Origin of the sequence: Burkholderia cenocepacia, assembly GCF_900446215.1 — a bacterium.
Taxonomy (GTDB): Bacteria; Pseudomonadota; Gammaproteobacteria; order Burkholderiales; family Burkholderiaceae; genus Burkholderia; species Burkholderia cenocepacia.
Window position 1 is genome coordinate 447,011 of record NZ_UAQZ01000016.1, and the last position, 17,040, is coordinate 464,050.

The 17,040-nt window shown below is 67.8% G+C and carries 15 protein-coding genes; 6 read left to right on the forward strand and 9 right to left on the reverse strand.

All coding sequences use genetic code 11. The annotated features are described in order from the left end of the window. The first annotated feature begins 32 nt into the window (after nt 1-32). The 4 genes from DTA15_RS34265 to DTA15_RS34280 all read left to right on the forward strand — a co-directional run bounded on the left by DTA15_RS34265 (nt 33) and on the right by DTA15_RS34280 (nt 5,027). A complete protein-coding gene (locus DTA15_RS34265) occupies nt 33-974 on the forward strand; it encodes a LysR family transcriptional regulator (protein WP_006498144.1) in 942 nt (313 codons plus the stop codon). A 74-nt stretch (nt 975-1,048) separates the two neighbouring features. Continuing rightward, on the forward strand, nt 1,049-2,455 hold the full coding sequence (tcuA, locus tag DTA15_RS34270; RefSeq protein ID WP_006483295.1) for an FAD-dependent tricarballylate dehydrogenase TcuA: 1,407 nt from the start codon (nt 1,049-1,051) through the stop codon (nt 2,453-2,455). Further along, complete coding sequence (gene tcuB, locus DTA15_RS34275) at nt 2,442-3,644, forward strand: tricarballylate utilization 4Fe-4S protein TcuB (protein ID WP_006483284.1); 1,203 nt, start codon at nt 2,442-2,444, stop codon at nt 3,642-3,644. The genes tcuA and tcuB overlap by 14 nt, the downstream gene beginning before the upstream one ends. Before the next feature lie 66 nt (nt 3,645-3,710). Beyond that, the gene (locus DTA15_RS34280) at nt 3,711-5,027 is read left to right on the forward strand and encodes an MFS transporter (RefSeq protein ID WP_006483289.1); all 1,317 of its coding nucleotides are present in this window, start codon (nt 3,711-3,713) and stop codon (nt 5,025-5,027) included. A gap of 323 nt (nt 5,028-5,350) precedes the next feature. Here the strand turns inward: DTA15_RS34280 and aroE are convergent, their stop codons facing one another. The 5 genes from aroE to DTA15_RS34310 are packed head-to-tail and all read right to left on the reverse strand — an operon-like array spanning nt 5,351 to nt 9,204. Next, on the reverse strand, nt 5,351-6,184 hold the full coding sequence (gene aroE, locus DTA15_RS34290) for a shikimate dehydrogenase (protein ID WP_006483282.1): 834 nt from the start codon (nt 6,182-6,184) through the stop codon (nt 5,351-5,353). Continuing rightward, nucleotides 6,181-7,404, reverse strand: a complete 1,224-nt coding sequence (locus DTA15_RS34295; RefSeq protein WP_020979978.1) for a CaiB/BaiF CoA transferase family protein — start codon at nt 7,402-7,404, stop codon at nt 6,181-6,183. Before DTA15_RS34295 ends, aroE begins: the two co-directional genes overlap by 4 nt. Then, the gene (locus tag DTA15_RS34300) at nt 7,404-7,862 is read right to left on the reverse strand and encodes a MaoC family dehydratase (RefSeq protein WP_006483300.1); all 459 of its coding nucleotides are present in this window, start codon (nt 7,860-7,862) and stop codon (nt 7,404-7,406) included. Before DTA15_RS34300 ends, DTA15_RS34295 begins: the two co-directional genes overlap by 1 nt. A 2-nt stretch (nt 7,863-7,864) precedes the next feature. Then, nucleotides 7,865-8,257 (reverse strand): VOC family protein, encoded by a 393-nt coding sequence (locus tag DTA15_RS34305; protein WP_006483283.1) that lies wholly within the window; start codon nt 8,255-8,257, stop codon nt 7,865-7,867. Further along, entirely contained in the window at nt 8,254-9,204 is a 951-nt protein-coding gene (locus DTA15_RS34310; protein ID WP_006483291.1) for a ketopantoate reductase family protein, read from the reverse strand. The genes DTA15_RS34305 and DTA15_RS34310 overlap by 4 nt, the downstream gene beginning before the upstream one ends. Before the next feature lie 81 nt (nt 9,205-9,285). On the opposite strand from DTA15_RS34310, the gene DTA15_RS34315 reads away from it, so the two are divergent. Both DTA15_RS34315 and DTA15_RS34325 read left to right on the forward strand, forming a co-directional pair. After that, the gene (locus DTA15_RS34315; protein ID WP_006483288.1) at nt 9,286-10,206 is read left to right on the forward strand and encodes a LysR family transcriptional regulator; all 921 of its coding nucleotides are present in this window, start codon (nt 9,286-9,288) and stop codon (nt 10,204-10,206) included. Nucleotides 10,207-10,664: 458 nt separating this feature from the next. Next, a complete protein-coding gene (locus DTA15_RS34325; protein WP_006483279.1) occupies nt 10,665-12,770 on the forward strand; it encodes a TonB-dependent siderophore receptor in 2,106 nt (701 codons plus the stop codon). 44 nt (nt 12,771-12,814) lie between these two features. Here DTA15_RS34325 and DTA15_RS34330 read toward each other — a convergent pair whose 3' ends face one another. The 4 genes from DTA15_RS34330 to xylF form a co-directional block, all read right to left on the reverse strand. Next, nucleotides 12,815-13,132, reverse strand: coding sequence for a hypothetical protein (locus DTA15_RS34330; RefSeq protein ID WP_006483278.1), 318 nt, complete (start codon nt 13,130-13,132; stop codon nt 12,815-12,817). A gap of 40 nt (nt 13,133-13,172) precedes the next feature. Then, nucleotides 13,173-14,372 (reverse strand): sugar ABC transporter permease, encoded by a 1,200-nt coding sequence (locus DTA15_RS34335; protein ID WP_006483299.1) that lies wholly within the window; start codon nt 14,370-14,372, stop codon nt 13,173-13,175. Further along, nucleotides 14,369-15,928 (reverse strand): D-xylose ABC transporter ATP-binding protein, encoded by a 1,560-nt coding sequence (xylG, locus tag DTA15_RS34340; protein WP_006483296.1) that lies wholly within the window; start codon nt 15,926-15,928, stop codon nt 14,369-14,371. The genes DTA15_RS34335 and xylG overlap by 4 nt, the downstream gene beginning before the upstream one ends. Before the next feature lie 63 nt (nt 15,929-15,991). After that, the gene (xylF, locus tag DTA15_RS34345; protein ID WP_006483304.1) at nt 15,992-17,020 is read right to left on the reverse strand and encodes a D-xylose ABC transporter substrate-binding protein; all 1,029 of its coding nucleotides are present in this window, start codon (nt 17,018-17,020) and stop codon (nt 15,992-15,994) included. Nucleotides 17,021-17,040: the final 20 nt, after the last annotated feature.

Below are 17,040 nucleotides of genomic sequence, written 5' to 3' on the forward strand. Positions count from 1 at the left end.
CAATACCGCGGCTGAGTCAATTCGAGGTGTCGATGGAACTGAGGCAACTGCGCTATTTCGTCTGCGTCGTGGAACACGGCAGCATGGGCAAGGCCGCGCTGGAACTGGGCGTGGTGACGTCCGCACTGAGCCAGCAGATCAGCCGGCTCGAGAGCGAGTTGTCCACGCGCCTGCTGCAACGCACCTCCACGGGCGTCGTGCCGACGGACGCCGGCCTTGCATTCTGGCGACAGGCGCAACTCGCGTTGCGCCACGTCGACGATGCGGCGCTCGCCGCGCGTCAGGCGCGCCTGTCGGGGCACGTCAGCGTCGGGCTTGCGCCCAGTACGACCGGCGTACTCGGCCTCGCGTTCATGCAGGCGATGCGACGGCGCTATCCGGATGTCCGGCTGCGCATGGTCGAGAGCCTGTCGGGCTATCTCGGTGCGATGCTGAGTGCGCGGCAGATCGACCTGGCGATCCTGTTTCGCGAAGAACCCGCGCAGCGCTGGAGCGTGATGCCGTTGCTCGACGAGCATCTGTTCGTGATCGGCGCCCCCGGCCTGCCGGGCATGCCCGACGGGCCGCGCGTCCGCCTGGCGAACCTCGGCGCCGTGCCGCTGATCCTGCCGAGCGGCCCGCATGGTCTGCGCGCGTTGCTGGATGTCGCATTCGCCCGCACCGGCTTTACCCCGCACATCGCCGCCGAAGTCGACGGCCTCGCGATGTTGATGGATGCGGTGCGCGGCGGGCTCGGTGCAACCATTCAACCGGGCGCGGCGCTCGCACGGCTCGAGAACGCCGCGCTCGCGAGCGTCCCTGTCGCGGACGCCCACGCGACGAGGCCGAACCTGATCGCGAGCGTCTCCGACGACGAGTTGTCGCCCGCCGGGCTCGCCGCGCGGGTCGTCCTCGCCGACGTCGCGCGCGAGATCGTCGCGGCAGGCGGGTGGCCCGGCGCCACGCTGCGCGAGCCGCCTCTTCACAAAAACTGAAGACGTGTTGCCGCGCCGCTGATGGCGGCAGGCGAGGCCGATCCGTAGAGTGCGTCTCAAAGGAGACGACTCAGATGATCGATGTTCTCGTAATCGGCGGCGGCAACGCGGCGCTGTGCGCGGCCTTGATGGCGCGCGAAGCCGGCGCGTCGGTGCTGCTGCTGGAAGCGGCCCCGCGCGAATGGCGCGGCGGAAACTCCCAGCACACCCGCAACCTGCGTTGCATGCACGACGGCCCGCAGGACGTGCTGGTCGGCGCCTATCCGGAAGAAGAGTACTGGCAAGACCTGCTGAAGGTCACGGGCGGCATCACGAACGAGGCGTTGGCCCGGCTCGCGATCCGCGCGTCGGCGAACTGTCGTCCGTGGATGCACGCACATGGCGTGCGGTTTCAGCCGCCGTTGTCCGGCGCACTGCACGTGGCGCGGACCAATGCATTCTTCATGGGCGGCGGCAAAGCGCTCGTGAACGCGTACTACCGCAGCGCCGAAGCGCTGGGCGTACGGATTCGCTACGACACGCCCGTCGACGCCATCGAGCTCGACGGCGAACGCTTCGTCGCCGCGCGCAGCGGGAGCCGGCGCTTCGAGGCGCGCAGTTGCGTGCTGGCGGCGGGCGGCTTCGAATCCAACCGCGAATGGCTGCGCGAAGCGTGGGGACAAAACGAGCGTGGCGAGTGGCCCGCCGACAATTTCCTCATCCGCGGCACGCGCTTCAACCAGGGCGTCCTGCTCAAGGCCATGCTCGACGCCGGCGCGGATGCGATCGGCGACCCGTCGCAGTCGCATTGCGTCGCGATCGATGCGCGCGCGCCGCTCTACGACGGCGGCATCTGCACACGGATCGATTGCGTGTCGCTCGGTATCGTCGTCAACCGCGATGCGCAGCGCTTCTACGACGAAGGCGAAGATTTCTGGCCGAAGCGTTACGCGATCTGGGGCCGCCTCGTCGCGCAGCAACCGGGACAGACCGCCTACTCGATCATCGATGCCAAGGCCGTCGGACGCTTCATGCCGCCGGTTTTCCCCGGGGTCCGCGCCGATTCGTTGCCGGAACTCGCGCGCGGGCTGAACCTGCCCGAGCGAGCGTTCGTCGAGACGCTGCGCGCGTACAACGCCGCATGCCAGGTGGGCACGTTCGATCACACGACGCTCGACGACTGTCGCACCGAAGGCGTCCATCCCGCGAAAACCCACTGGGCACGCCCGATCGATACGCCGCCCTTCTTCGGCTATGCGCTGCGTCCCGGCATCACGTTTACTTATCTCGGGCTCAAGGTCAACGAGCGCGCGCAGGTCCACTTCGGCGGACGACCAAGCGGCAACCTGTTCGTTGCCGGCGAGATGATGGCCGGCAACGTGCTGGGCAAGGGTTACACGGCGGGCGGCGGGATGTCGATCGGCACCGCGTTCGGCCGTATCGCGGGCACCGAGGCGGCCAAGGCCGCGCAAACGACCGGAGTTCAACATGCACGATATTGAAGAACACGTTCGCGACGCCCACGCGCTCGCGCCCGCCGGCCGGCCGTCGACACGCGCAAGCGGCGCCGCCGTGATCCGCATCGTGCCCGTCACCGACCACGAAGCGGAAGTCGCGCGCCAGATGCAGATCTGCAATGCGTGCCGCTACTGCGAAGGGTTTTGCGCGGTCTTTCCGGCGATGACGCGCCGGCTCGAATTCGCGAAGGCGGACGTCAACTACCTGGCCAACCTGTGCCACAACTGCGGCGCGTGCTATCACGCGTGCCAATATGCGCCGCCGCACGAATTCGCCGTGAACGTGCCGAAGGCGATGGCGCAGGTCCGGCTCGACACGTATGTCGAGTATGCGTGGCCCGCCGCGCTGGGCCAGCTCTACAGGCGCAACGGCCTGGCCGTCGCGCTTGCCCTCGCGATCGGGCTGGCGCTTTTCCTGATGCTCGGCGTCGCGATGCACGGCTCGCTGCTGAATGGCCCGTCGGGCGGCCGTTTCTATGCGATCTTTCCGCACAACCTGCTCGCCGCGATGTTCGGCTCGGTGTTCGGCCTCGCCGTTCTGGCGCTCGGGGTCGGCGTGACGCGTTTCTGGCGCGACGTGTCGACGGGTACGGCGAGCCTGCCCGCGGTCGCCGAGGCGGCGAAACACGCGCTCGCGCTGACCTATCTCGACGGCGGCCACGGTGACGGCTGCAACGAGTCGGACGATGCGTTCACGCGCGCGCGGCGCCGGTTTCACCACTTCACGTTCTACGGCTTCATGCTGTGCTTTGCCGCCACGCTCGTGGCGACCTTCTATCACTACGCGCTGGACCTGCACGCGCCGTACGCGTTCCTGAGCCTGCCCGTGCTGCTCGGCACCGTCGGCGGAATCGGTCTGCTGATCGGGCCTGCCGGCCTCCTGTGGCTCAACCTGCGGCGCGACCCCGCGCGGACCGATCCGGCACAACGTCCGATGGACCGCGGCTTCATTGCGCTGCTGATGCTCGTGAGCGCATCGGGACTGGCGTTGCTCGCGTGGCGCGACACGAGCGCGATGGCGACGCTGCTCGCCGTTCATCTCGGCATCGTGATGGCGCTGTTCGCAACGTTGCCGTACGGAAAATTCGCCCACGGAATCTTCCGCTGCGCGGCGCTGCTCAAGTCGTCGATCGAAAAGCGCCAGGCCAACCGCCTGCAACTCGGCTCGGACTGAACCGGGCCAACCGAAGCGGTCCGGCTTTCGGGCCGCTTCGCACCATACATCCAACGGAGACACCCCATGCATCCCTCACCGTCAACCGCGCCGGACGGCACGGCCGCACGCACGTCGAAGCTCGGCGCGGTCCTGCGCGTGACCAGCGGCAATTTTCTCGAGCAGTTCGATTTTTTTCTGTTCGGCTTCTATGCGACCAGCATCTCGCGGGTCTTCTTTCCGGCGGCAAGCGAGTTCGCGTCGCTGCTGCTGACGTTTGCCGTCTTCGGCGCCGGTTTCCTGATGCGCCCGCTCGGCGCGATCGTGCTCGGCGCCTACATCGACGAAGTGGGCAGGCGCAAAGGCCTGATCGTGACGCTCTCGATCATGGCGAGCGGCACGATCCTGATCGCGTGCGTGCCGGGGTACGCGACGATCGGGCTCGCCGCACCGGCGCTGGTATTGCTTGGGCGCCTGCTGCAGGGCTTCTCGGCCGGTGCCGAGTTGGGCGGCGTGTCGGTCTATCTGGCGGAAATGGCGACGCCCGGGCACCGCGGCTTCTATACGAGCTGGCAGTCGGCCAGCCAGCAGGTCGCGATCGTCATCGCGGCGGCCTTGGGCTATCTGCTGAATCATCTGCTGACGAGCCAGGAAATCGGTGCATGGGGCTGGCGCATCCCGTTCTTCATCGGTTGCGCGATCGTCCCGGTCATTTTCGTGCTTCGCCGAACGCTGCAGGAAACGGACGAATTCAAGGCGCGCACCCATCGTCCGCGTGCACGCGAGGTAGTCGCGACGATGCTGCGGAACTGGCGCACCGTGTTCGCCGGCATGCTGCTGGTCGCGATGACCACGACGACGTTCTATCTCATCACGGTCTATACGCCGACGTTCGGCAGGGCCGTACTGAAACTGTCGACGGCGGACAGCCTGGTCGTCACGCTGTGCGTGGGCGTGTCGAATTTCTTCTGGCTGCCCGTCGGCGGTGCGCTGTCGGACCGCATCGGACGCAAGCCGATTCTCGTGGCCATCGCAGTCGCGGCCATCGTGACGTCGTATCCCGCGCTCGCGTGGCTTGCGTCCGCCCCCAGCTTCGGCCGCATGCTGGCCGTGCTGTTGTGGCTCTCCTTCTTCTTCGGCATGTACAACGGCGCGATGGTCGCGGCGCTGACCGAAATCATGCCCGCCAGCGTTCGCGTGGCCGGTTTCTCGCTGGCCTTCAGCCTCGCGACGGCGGTCTTCGGCGGCTTCACGCCCGCGGTGTCGACCTATCTGATCGAGATCACGGGCGACAAGGCCGCACCCGGATACTGGCTCAGCTTCGCCGCATGCTGCGGACTGCTCGCGACCCTGTCGCTGTATCGCAAAGGCGGGACGGTGCGGCGTTCGGCGTCGCCTGCATGAGAAGCGCGCCCGGCGGCGCGATTGCGGCGCGGTTGCCGTGCGCGGTTCGACGACGGCAGCGCGCTCGTGCGACTGCTCGGTCGCCTCGCGACGCCGTTGGAGAACCTCGTCGCTGCCGCATTGCGTACCGGAAGCCGCAATGAATCGAATGCTGGATCGACGAAGGGGCACGTGATTGCTACGCGCGAGCCACGTCGGTCCACGCACGTCATCCGGCATTCGCGCGCCGTGTGCGTCACGGTCGACCGTTCAGCGTAACGACGCGCGACGGTCCGGCCGCTGCGTTGACGTAGCCGGATCGCGGGCCGCGCGCCGTCGCGCACTCAGTCGAACGGCACGGCCAGCCGGTCGATCACCGCGCTGGTCTCGGGCCGGACGCCGCGCCACCAGGCGAACGCCTCGGCCGCCTGCTCGACCAGCATGCCGACGCCATCCGCGATGCCGTGCACGCCGGCATTTTTCGCGAGTCGGAGAAACGGCGTCAGGCGCTTGCCGTAGGCCAGTTCATAGGCCGTGCCGGTCGGACTGAACACGCTCGGCGGGACAGGCGGCAGGTTGCCGGTCAGACTGGCCGACGTCGCATTGACCACCAGGTCGAAACGTCCCATCCGGGCGAGGTCCGCATAGCCGCCCGCGATGAGCGTTCCGCATCCGGCGACCTCCAGGGCCAGTGCGCGCGCCTTGTCGACGTCGCGATTCACGATAACGAGTTCGGCCGGCCCGGCATCGAGGAACGGCAGCAGCGCGCCGCGTGCCGCGCCGCCGGCACCGAGCAGCAAGATGCGCTTGCCCGCCATCGGAAGCCGGAGATTGACTTCGATGTCGCGAACCAGTCCGATGCCGTCGAAGTTGTCCGCCCAGATGCGGTCGCCGTCGAACTTGAGCGCATTGGCTGCGCCCGCCAGCGTCGCGCGCGCGCTTCGCTCGTCGGACATCGCGAATGCGTCGAGCTTGAATGGCGCGGTCACGTTGATACCCTTGCCGCCCCCCTCGAAAAATGCGCGAACCGCTGCAGCAAAGGCGCCTGCCGGCTCGACCGGCCCCTCGATCGCCGTATAGCGGATGTCCTGTCGCGTCTGTTGCGCGAACAGACCGTGAATCAGCGGGGATTTCGTGTGCCCGATCGGATAACCGATCACCGCGTATTGGTCCGTCATCGTTGGCTCGCTTTTGAATAGAGGACGCCGTCGGCCTGCATTGCATCGATTTCGGCCGAATCGAACCCGAGCGAGCGCGCGACCTCCGCGTTGTGCTGCCCGAGATCGGGGGCGACGTCGCGTATGGTCGTGTCGCAATCGGAAAACCGGAACGGCAGGTTCGGCAGGCGCAGCGTCCCGTAGCGCGGATGCTGCTGCTCGACGACCATGCCTCTGGCCTGGATCTGCGGATCGTTCAACACCTCGTCGATGCGCTGCACCTTCGCGCACGGCACGTCGATGCCGTCGAGCAGTTCCAGTACCGACGCGACGGAACGCGCGGCCACCCACGGCTCGACCACCGCCAGGATTTCCGCGCGGTGCGCGTTGCGGCCGGTGCTGTCGTGAAATCGTGTGTCCGCGCCGAAGCCGGCCGGGCCGCCGTGCGCTTCGATCAGTTGCGCGAAGCGCTTCCATGCGTCGTCGACTTGCGCGGCGATCACGAGATCGCCGTCGGCGGCCCGGAACACGCCATAGAGCGTCGAGGTCGGCATGTCGTGCCCGGTCTGCTCGGGCAGCACGCCCTGCAGCGTGTAGCACTGCACCGCATATTCGTGCATCGATACCAGCGTGTCGTACAGCGCCATGTCGATATGCTGCCCGCGGCCGCTCTTCACGCGCCCGAGCAGCGCGGCGTTGATGGCCGCGACCGCATGAATCCCGGTGTACATGTCGCCGAGCGAAATGCGCAGCAGCGGCGGCCGCTCGCCGGGCGTGCCGACCATCTGCATGATCCCGCTCTTCGCTTCGGCGATCAGCCCGAAGCCGGCGCGATGCGCATCGGGACCGGTGTGCCCGTACGCCGAAATCGAGCAGTAGACGAGGCCCGGATTGCGCGCCGACAGTTCGTCATAGCCGAGCCCGAGCTTGTCCAGCGCGCCCGGTCGATAGTTCTCGATGAAGACGTCGGCCGAGTCGCACAGCCGCTGCATGAACGCCTTGCCGCGCGCGTCCTTCATGTTGACGCTCACGCCGCGCTTGCCCATGTTGAGCTGCAGGAAATAGCCGCTTTGCTGGTCGTCGAGCACGGTCGCATGCTGGCGTCCGGCGTCGCCGGCGCCCGGGCGCTCGACCTTGATGACTTCGGCGCCGAGCGCCGCGAGACAGCGCCCGACATACGGGCCGGCAAGAAAATGGCTGTAGTCGACGACGCGCATGCCTTCGAGGGGACGGGCCTGCATCACGCTGCCTCCGGCCGGCGCGGCACCATCAGGCGATGTTCGCCGCGTTGAACGACCTGCCCATCCTGATTGATCAGCTCCGACGGCAGCACGACGATGCCCCAGTCCTGGCGGCTCTTGCTGGCCCGCATCGAACCGACGCGGAACGTCACGTGCAGCACGTCGCCGACCTTGATCGGCAGCAGAAAATCCCAGGTCCAGCCGAGCGACATGCCCGGCACAAAGCGATAGTCGCTCTGGGTCTTCAGGCCGTCGGCAACGGACAGCCCGAACAGCCCGTGCGCGACGAGGCAGCCGAAATGGCTGGCGTTCGCGTAATCCTCGTCGACGTGCACGGGCGTATGGTCGCCGGTGAGGTCGGCGTACGCGAGAATGCGCGCCTTGGTCACGACGTAAGTCGGGCTCGTGCACGCGTCGCCCTCGCGGGCGTCGTCCCAGTATTTCTCGACGATCGTCATGGTCATGCCTCCGCGCGCGGGTCGATCGCCAGCGCCTGCGCGACGCAGGAAGCCGGCTTGGCCTGAATCAGTTCGACGGCAAGCCCGTCGGGCAGGCGAAGCCAGTTGCGCCCCTGCGGCATCTCCGTCACGTCGAATCGCCGCGCCGCGGCGAGCGCGGCTTCCAGGTCCTCGCACATCACGCCGAGATGGGCGAGCCGGCCTTCCGGGCCGTCGTGTTCCGGCGCGTGGATGAACTGCAGGCCGCCGAGCGTCCAGTACTGTCGCGGGGCGTCGAGCGGGCCGTCCACTTCGCGCAGCGTCATGCCGAGCACGTCCTCGAAGAAACGGATGTGCCAGCGGATGTCCTTCACCCAGATCGCGACGTGTTCGAGATAGGCTTTCGTGGCGCTCATGCGGCAGCCTCCTCGCGTTGGCGATCGGCCATCGCGCGCTCCAGCCCCTTGATGCACGCGACGAGCGTCGCATTGACCGGCGTCGGCACGCCGTAGCGCTGCCCGCAGCGCACGACCGAACCGTTGATGAAGTCGATCTCGGTGATCGAGTCCTTCTCGAGGCTTTGCAGCATCGAGGTCTTGAAGGTCGCGGGCAGCCCTTCAGCGGCCAGCGTCCATGCCTGTTCGGGGTCGGTCATGGACAACTTCACGCCGGCTGCCCGGGCCGCCGCGATCGCCTCGGCCACGGCCGCGAGCGACGTGGCCTTGAGCAGCGGCTCGTCGTAAAGCTGTCCGTAGGTGAGCCCCGTGAGGCCCGTCAGCGCGCCCGTCGCGACGTTCACCAGCAGCTTGTCCCACATCGTGCCGACGATGTTGTCGCTGATCGTCGTCGCGAGACCGGCGCCATCGAACGCGTCGGCGATCGCCTGCACGCGCGGCGTGATGCGGCCGTCGAGTTCGCCGATGTAGGTCGACTTGCCGATCACGCCGGATTCGATATGGCCCGGGCCGCGCCGCACGCCGCCGACGTAGGTCTTGCCTGCGAGCACGCGCTCGCGGCCGACGGCGTCGCTCAGGATGTCCTCGTGGCCGAGGCCGTTCTGCAGCGACAGCACGACGGTATCCGCGCCCACCAGCGATCGGGCGCCGCGGATCGCCGCGTCGGTGTGGAACGACTTGACCAGCACCACGACCAGGTCGGCCGTGCCGACTTCGGCAGCCTGCGTCGTCGCATGCACGCGTACCTGGCGGCTGCCGCGGGCGTCGTCGACGCGCAGTCCGTCGCGACGCATCGCGTCGACGTGCACGGGCGAGCGATCGATCAGCCAGGTCTCGTGACCGCCTTCGGTAAGGGTGGCGCCGATCGCGCACCCCAGCGCGCCAGCGCCCAGAATTGCAATTTTCAATGCTGTCTCCTTGACGTATGGCCTCACGATAGGAGTCGCCGCTCATGCCGGCAATGCAATGGATACAATGACGCCATTGCAATGGACAATAATGTGCCGATGCCCGCCGATCTGCCCGACCTGAAGCTGCTGCAGCTTTTCGATCTCCTGTACGACGTGCGCAGCGTCACGCGCGTCGCCGAGCAACTCGGCCAGAGCCAGCCGACGGTCAGCATCTGGCTCGGGCATTTGCGGGAACACCTGCACGATCCGCTCTTCATCCGGACGCCCGGCGGCATGGCGCCGACGCCTCAGGCCGATGCGCTGATCGGGCCCTGCCGGGAAATCCTCGAATCGCTGCGGCGCTTCACCGCGTGGGAGATCGCGTTCGATCCGTCGACGGCCCAGCGACGCTTTCGCATCTGCATGACCGACGCGAGCCACATCACGCTGCTGCCGCGGCTACTGGCCCATGTCAGGGCGCAGGCGCCCGGCGTCCGGCTGGAAGCCGCGCGGATCGACGGCAATACGGAACGCGCGCTCGAATCGGGCGAGGCCGACCTCGCGATCGGCTATGTGCCCTGGCTCGGCGGCGGCATTTACCAGCAGAAGCTGTATGACCAGGACTGGATTTGTCTGGCCAATCGGCATCACCCGAGAATTCGCGGCCGGCTCGGCGCAAAGCAGTATCGTTCCGAAGGACATGTCGCGATCACGGCGGGAACCGGCGCGCAACTGCTCGAACAGGCGCTGCGGCAGGCGCGCATCGAGCGGGACGTGGTGCTGGAATTGCCGGGCTTCCTGGGTCTGGGGGCGATCGTCCAGACGACCGACCTGATCACGACGCTTCCCCGCCATATCGGCGAGACGCTGGCCCACGCGAACGACCTGGCGGTTCATGCCTGCCCGATCCCGGTCGACGGATTCGCGGTACGGCAGCATTGGCATGCGCGATATCACCACGAGGCGGGCAACCGGTGGCTGCGCGGCCTCGTGACCGAGTTGTTCGGTGCGTCGCGTTGACCGGTAGCCATGGCGCGGGGGTGCCGGTACGCGTAAACGGGGTGGGCGACCCAAACGTCACCGCCCTCATCCCGACGTAGACACAGAAATAGAGGGGCCGCGGCCCCAACGGCACGCGACCGTTGCGCAGAATATCGAGCACGCCGGCCATGCTCAGCCACGGCGCAGGCCCGCTCGGTCTCCAGGTCGCGCAGCCCCATCGCGTCCTGCATGGGCGCCACGCGCCAGCCGGACGGCGGGAAGAAGTCGGCCGTCTCGAAACCGGACGCGGCTTCGCTCACCCTCCCGCCCGTGGCCGTGCGGCCCGCCATTTCGCTTCGCCCTCCCAATCTCAAAATTACGATTGCAAATGCCTCTCATTTGCATTAAATTGCCGCGCAAATGTACTGTTTGGAACACAGATGTCGGCGCGAGGCCGCCCGCCGTGCCCGAACGCGAAACACACTAAAAGGAGGAGTATGAGCAGGAGGAACTGGGCGGCCGCACCGATGGCCATCGTCGTCGGCACGACCGGCATGGGCAGCGCCGACGCGCAGGAGACGGCGCTACCCACCATCGAGATCTCCGCCCAACGCGCGACGGCGCCGTTTCGTACGCGTGAATCGACGAGCGCGACGCGCAGCGAGGCGGACGTGATGGAGATTCCGTTCGCGGTCAGCAGCGTCGACACGAAGCTGATCCAGACCGTGGCCGCCACGCGCGGCGACGATCTCTACGACTGGGTCGCGGGCGTCTCGCGCCAGAACAACTTCGGCGGCCTGTGGGACAACTACGCGGTGCGCGGCTTCGCCGGCGACGGCAACACGTCCGGCACCGACTACCTCGTCAACGGCTTTTCGTGGAATCGCGGCATGAGCGTGCCGCGCGACACCGTCAACCTCGAACGGATGGAAGTGCTCAAGGGGCCGGCGTCCGCGCTGTATGGCCGCGGCGATCCGGGCGGGATCATCAGCTATACGACCAAGCAGCCGCAGTTTGCCCGCGCGACCACCGTCGGCGTGTCGGCCGGCAGCTACGGCGCATTGCGGCAGACCCTCGATACGACCGGCCCCGTCACGCAATCGCTGGCGTACCGCTTCGTCGCGATGAACGAGAACAACGGCAGCTTTCGCGACACGGTGTCGAGCAAACGCTACCTGTTCTCGCCGTCGTTCACGTGGGACATCGGCGCGGACACGACGCTCCACTACGAGTTCGAGAGTGCGCGTCAGCGCGCGCCGCTCGATCGCGGCGTGCTCGCGGTCAACGGGCAACTGGGCGTGATCCCCGCGTCGCGCTTTCTCGGCGAGCCGCGCGACGGCGACTACGACGTGCGCAACACGGGCCACCAGTTCACGCTCGAGCATCGCATCGATTCGGCTTGGTCGATCAATGCCGGCGTCGCGCAACGTAAGACCGACCTGTCGGGGCGCTCGTCCGAGGCGTTCGCGTTGCAGCCGGACGGCCGCACGCTGTGGCGCCGCTACCGGCAAGTCGCGTTTCACTCGAACGACCTGCAAGGCCGCCTCGAGACGGCCGGCTCGTTCCGCACCGGCGGCATCGGCCACACGCTCGTGATGGGCGTCGATGCGTATCGCTTCAACTACGACCAGTTCGTCACGCGTTCCACGCCGACCGCCGCCGCGCCGTATGCGATCGACATCTTCGATCCGGTCTACGGCCAGCCCGCGCCGACGCCGCGCACCGCGACCAACCTGCTCGAACGCGACGACGGTCAAGGCGTCTACGCGCAGGACACGCTCGCGTTCGGGCCGCACTGGAAAATCCTGGCCGGGCTGCGCTGGGATCGCTTCCACCAGTCGATCGACAACCGCCTGAAGGGCGTGACGACGAGCCAGCTCCAGACCGCGCTGAGCCCGCGTATCGGCGTCGTGTATGAAATGAGTCCCGCGTGGTCGTTCTATGCGAACACCGCGTATTCGTTCCGGCCGAACAACGGTGCCGACATCAACGGCCGCGCGTTCGATCCCGAAAAGGGCCACGGCTACGAAGCCGGCGCGAAATGGGCCGGCGCGCGCTCGCTCACGACCGTCTCGGCGTTCTACGTGACCAAGCGCAACGTCCTCACCGCCGATCCGGCGAATGCGGGCTTCTCGCGCGCGGCCGGCGAAGTGCGCAGCCGCGGCATCGAATTCGAATGGAGCGGCGATCTCGGTCACGGCTTGCGCGGGCTCGCCAACCTCGCGTACGTCGACGCCGAGGTCACGCGCGATGCCGTGCTCGCGTCCGGGGCGCGCCTCGTCGACGTTCCGCGGCTGAGCGGCAGCGCGCTGCTGATGTACGAAACCACGCTGCCGTTCGCGGACAAGGCCGGCGCCGGTGCCGGCGTGATCTACGTCGGGCGCCGCGCGGGCAACACGGCCAACACGCAGGACGGCTTCGAGCTGCCGGCCTACGCGACCGTGCAGCTGAACGGCTATCTTCAGGTCAACAAGCACCTGCGCGCGTCGGTCGTGCTGAACAACCTGTTCAACCGCACCACCTACGTCAGTTCGTACAACAGCCTGTGGGTCACGCCGGGCGCGCCGCGCAGCCTGTTCGCGTCGCTCGCCTACTCGTTCTAGCGCCCGTTCGCGCTACCGCGCGAGCGCGGCGACTTGCGTCGCCGTCAGCGCGCCCCTGCGGAAAACGCAGCGGGCTCCGCCGCGCCGTCCCGCTCGATGCGCTCGACGATGCGCGCCAGCCGAATGATGTCGGTCAGCGCGAAATCGGCCGCATCGGGCCGGGATCGGCCGCACGCGTCGGCCATCCGCATCGCGAACGACAGCGCTTCGGACCGCTCGTGCAGCAGCGCGCGCAGTGCATCCGCGATCACCTGCCGGTCGCGCGGATCACCGAGGCCCAGCACCGGGCCGGCATCCGGCATCGCGCGCGGCCCGGCCGCCCGCACGGAAACATCCTGCACGCGCATCGTGTTTCGTTCCATGGCCTTCCTCGTTGTCGACTCGCGACCGACCAGCGGCCCGTCACCGCCGGTTCGAGCGCGACACCACGTCGATCCACACCGCCAGCACCAGCACCGCGCCCTTGACGATCATCTGCCAGTACGCGTCGACGTCCAGCATCGACATCCCGTTGTCGAGGCTCGCCATCACGAGCGCGCCGATCAACGCGCCGTAGACGGTGCCCGATCCGCCGCGCATCGACGTGCCGCCGATGAAGCACGCGGCGATCGCATCGAGTTCGCCCATCGTGCCGGCGGACGGCGACCCGGCCGCCAGCCGCGCCGTGTTCACGAGGCCGGCAAACGCGCACATCAATCCCATCAGCGCGAAGATCGCGAGCTTCACGCGATCGGTGTCCACGCCCGACAGCCGCGTCGCCTCCAGGTTCGATCCCACCGCATAGATGCGCCGGCCGAATACCGTCTGCGTCGCGATCCACGAGAACACGCCGAGCAACGCGAGCAGCAACAGCACCGGCACCGGAATGCCGCCGTAACGGTCGAGCGTCGCGACGAACGCGAACAGTACCGCGCCGGCGCCGACGATCTTCGCGACGTCCTGCCACAGCGGCGCGACCGCGAGCCGGTAGCGATGCCGCGTGCCGCGCTGCCGCACCACCAGCAGCGTCACGAGCGCGAACAGCAGGACGGCGAGGCCGTCCCCCGCCACGCGCGGCAGATAGCCCTGCCCGATGAACACGAAGCCGTCGGATACCGGCGCGATCGTCGAGCCGCCGGTCACGCCGAGCAGGATGCCGCGAAACGCGAGCATCCCGCCCAGCCCGACGATGAACGACGGCACGCGCCGATAGGTCGACCACCAGCCGTTGAAGAGCCCGATCAGCACGCCGAGCGCGAGCACGGCCGGGACCGTCGCCGCGACCGGCCAGTGACGGTTGACGTCGAGGATCGCGGCGACGCCGCCGAGCAGCCCGAGCAGCGAGCCGACCGACAGGTCGATCTCGCCCGCGATGATGACGAACACCATGCCGCACGCGAGCATGCCGGTGATCGACATCTGCCGCAGCAGGTTCGATACGTTGCGCGGCGTGACGAACGCGCCGTCCGTCAGCACCGAGAAGAACGCCCAGATCGCGACGACCGCGAACAGCAGCGCAAGCACCTTGTAGCGCGTGAAGACATGGCGCAATGGCAGCCGCGGCGCGCGGCCGGCGCCTGCATCCTGCGTCGCCGGGGTCGAGGAAGAAAGTTCGGAATTCATATCGCGCTCGCTGCAGTGGGTTCGGCGGGCAGGCGCGCGGGCTTCAGCGCGGCGCCGAGGATCTGTTCCTGCGTGAGGCCCTGGTTGACGAAATCGCCGCGCAGCTCGCCCTCGCCGATCACGAGCACGCGATCGGCCAGGCCGAGCACCTCCGGCAATTCCGACGACACGACGATCAGCGCGACGCCGCGCCGGGCCAGCGCGAAGATCAGCCGGTAGATCTCCGCCTTCGCGCCCACGTCGACGCCGCGGGTCGGTTCGTCGAGGATCAGCACCTGCGGCTCGGTCAGCAGCATCTTCGCGAGCACCGCCTTCTGCTGGTTGCCGCCCGACAGGCTCGCGATCGACAGGAACGGGTGCGCTGCGCGCACCGACAGCCGCTGCATCTCGGTGCGGATCGTATCGAGCTCGGCGGCCGCGTCGATCCGCCCGCGCGCTGCGAAGCGCCGCAGCACCGCGAGCGTGATGTTGTGGCCGACGCCGAGCTGCGGCACGATGCCGTGGCGCTTGCGGTCCTCCGGCACCATCGCGATGCCGGCGCGGATCGCGTCGGCCGGCGAGCGGATCGACAGCGGCCGGCCGTTCATCGTCACGCTCGCCGTGCACGCGCCCGGATACGCGCCGAAGATCGCCTGCATCAGCTCGGTGCGCCCCGCGCCGACCAGCCCGGCGACGCCGACGATCTCGCCGCGCCGCACGCTGAACGACACGTCGTCGACCCGCTTGCGGCGCGCGTTCGTCACGTCGCGGCACGTCACGTGGCGCACGTCGAGCACGACGTCGCCGATCTCGTGCGGCTCGCGCGGATACAGGTCGCGGATCTCGCGGCCCACCATCATCGCGATGATCCGGTCGGTGGTCAGCGCGGCCATCGGCTCGGTCGCGACGTGGCGTCCGTCGCGGATCACGGTGACCGTGTCGCACACGGCCGCCACCTCGTCGAGCTTGTGCGAGATGTAGACGCACGCCACCCCACGGCGCTTCAGATCGCGCACGATGTCGAGCAGGATGCGCGTCTCCGACGCACTCAGCGACGACGACGGTTCGTCGAGGATCAGCAGCTTCGCGTGCTTGTTCAACGCCTTCGCGATCTCGATCAGCTGCTGGTGGCCGCCGCCGTAGTTCATCACCGGCTGCGCGACGTTGATCGTGTCGATCCGCAGTTCGTGCAGCAACGCCTCGGCGCGCCGGACCATCGCCGCGAAGTGCATGCGCCCGCCCGGCAACGTGATCTCGTTGCCGAGGAAGATGTTCTCGGCGACCGACAGCTCGGGTACGAGCATCAGCTCCTGATGGATGATCGCGATGCCCGCCCGCTCGGTGTCGCGCACGCCGGCGGCCACGAGCGGCGCGCCTTCCCAGCGGATTTCGCCATCCCACGTGCCGTGCGGATAGACGCCCGACAGCACCTTCATCAGCGTCGACTTGCCCGCGCCGTTCTCGCCGCACAGCCCGACGCATTCGCCGGGCCGCACGGTGAGGTCGATGCCGTCGAGCGCCTTCACGCCGTCGAATACCTTGACGATGCCGCGCATCGTCAGCAAGGGTTCCGTCATTCGTTCATGCCTCGCAGGATGCGCGCGGGCGCGCCGGTGAAGCGCCGCCCGCGCGTCGCGCCGTTACTGGCTCGCCAGCTGGGCCTGGGTATAGAAGCCGTCCTTCACGACGACGTCGACGTTGCGCTTGGTCAGCAGCGTCGGCTGCAGCAGCACCGTGTCGACCTTCTTCCTGCCGTTGTCGTATTGCGCGTTGAACGCGGGCTTCGCGCCCTTCGCGAGATCGACCGCGAGCTTCGCGGCTTCGCTCGCGATCAGCTTCAACGGCTTGTAGACGGTCATCGTCTGCGTGCCGGCGATCACGCGCTTGACCGCGGCCAGATCCGCGTCCTGCCCGGATACCGGCACCTTGCCGGCCAGATGCTGCGCGGCGAGCGCCTGGATCGCGCCGCCGGCCGTGCCGTCGTTCGACGCGACGATCGCATCGATCTTGTTGTTGTTCGCGGTCAGCGCATCCTCGACGATCCGCAGCGCGGTCGATGCGCTCCATTCGGGCACCCACTGCTGGCCGACGACCTTGATGTCGCCGCGGTCGATCGCCGGCTTCAGCACCTTCAGTTGTCCTTCGCGCAGCATCTTCGCGTTGTTGTCGGTCGGCGCGCCGCCCAGCAGGAAATAGTTGCCCTTCGGCTTCGCATCGAAGACGCCCTGCGCCTGCAGCTCGCCGACCTTCTCGTTGTCGAACGAGATGTACGCGTCGACGTCCGCATCGAGAATCAGGCGGTCGTACGACACGACCTTGATGCCGGCCTTCCGCGCCTCGGCGACGACGTTGCCGAGCGTCTTCGAGTTGAACGGCACGATCACGATCACGTCGACGCCGCGCGAGATCAGGTTCTCGATCTGCGAAATCTGCCGCGCCTCGCTCGCATCGGCGGACTGCACCGATACCTTCGCGCCGAGCTTCGTCGCGGCCGCGACGAAATAGTCGCGATCGCGCGACCAGCGCTCGACGCGCAGGTCGTCGATGCAAAAACCGATCTCGGGCTTGTCCTTGCTCGCATGGGCGAGCGGCGTGCCCAGCGCGAGGATCGCGAGCGCGGCGGCGCCGGCCAGCGAACTCAATACGGTACGACGCGTTACGGATTTCATGTCTCCAAACTCCTTGTTAT

Bases quoted from the DNA above. Each gene is read 5' to 3' on its own strand.
- DTA15_RS34325 (WP_006483279.1), top strand. From the start codon at position 10,665: ATGAGCAGGAGGAACTGGGCGGCCGCACCGATGGCCATCGTCGTCGGC.
- tcuA (WP_006483295.1), top strand. From the start codon at position 1,049: ATGATCGATGTTCTCGTAATCGGCGGCGGCAACGCGGCGCTGTGCGCG.
- DTA15_RS34305 (WP_006483283.1), bottom strand. From the start codon at position 8,257: ATGAGCGCCACGAAAGCCTATCTCGAACACGTCGCGATCTGGGTGAAG.
- DTA15_RS34315 (WP_006483288.1), top strand. From the start codon at position 9,286: ATGGACAATAATGTGCCGATGCCCGCCGATCTGCCCGACCTGAAGCTG.
- xylF (WP_006483304.1), bottom strand. From the start codon at position 17,020: ATGAAATCCGTAACGCGTCGTACCGTATTGAGTTCGCTGGCCGGCGCC.
- tcuB (WP_006483284.1), top strand. From the start codon at position 2,442: ATGCACGATATTGAAGAACACGTTCGCGACGCCCACGCGCTCGCGCCC.
- DTA15_RS34335 (WP_006483299.1), bottom strand. From the start codon at position 14,372: ATGAATTCCGAACTTTCTTCCTCGACCCCGGCGACGCAGGATGCAGGC.
- DTA15_RS34280 (WP_006483289.1), top strand. From the start codon at position 3,711: ATGCATCCCTCACCGTCAACCGCGCCGGACGGCACGGCCGCACGCACG.
- xylG (WP_006483296.1), bottom strand. From the start codon at position 15,928: ATGACGGAACCCTTGCTGACGATGCGCGGCATCGTCAAGGTATTCGAC.
- DTA15_RS34330 (WP_006483278.1), bottom strand. From the start codon at position 13,132: ATGGAACGAAACACGATGCGCGTGCAGGATGTTTCCGTGCGGGCGGCC.
- aroE (WP_006483282.1), bottom strand. From the start codon at position 6,184: ATGACGGACCAATACGCGGTGATCGGTTATCCGATCGGGCACACGAAA.
- DTA15_RS34295 (WP_020979978.1), bottom strand. From the start codon at position 7,404: ATGCAGGCCCGTCCCCTCGAAGGCATGCGCGTCGTCGACTACAGCCAT.
- DTA15_RS34265 (WP_006498144.1), top strand. From the start codon at position 33: ATGGAACTGAGGCAACTGCGCTATTTCGTCTGCGTCGTGGAACACGGC.
- DTA15_RS34300 (WP_006483300.1), bottom strand. From the start codon at position 7,862: ATGACGATCGTCGAGAAATACTGGGACGACGCCCGCGAGGGCGACGCG.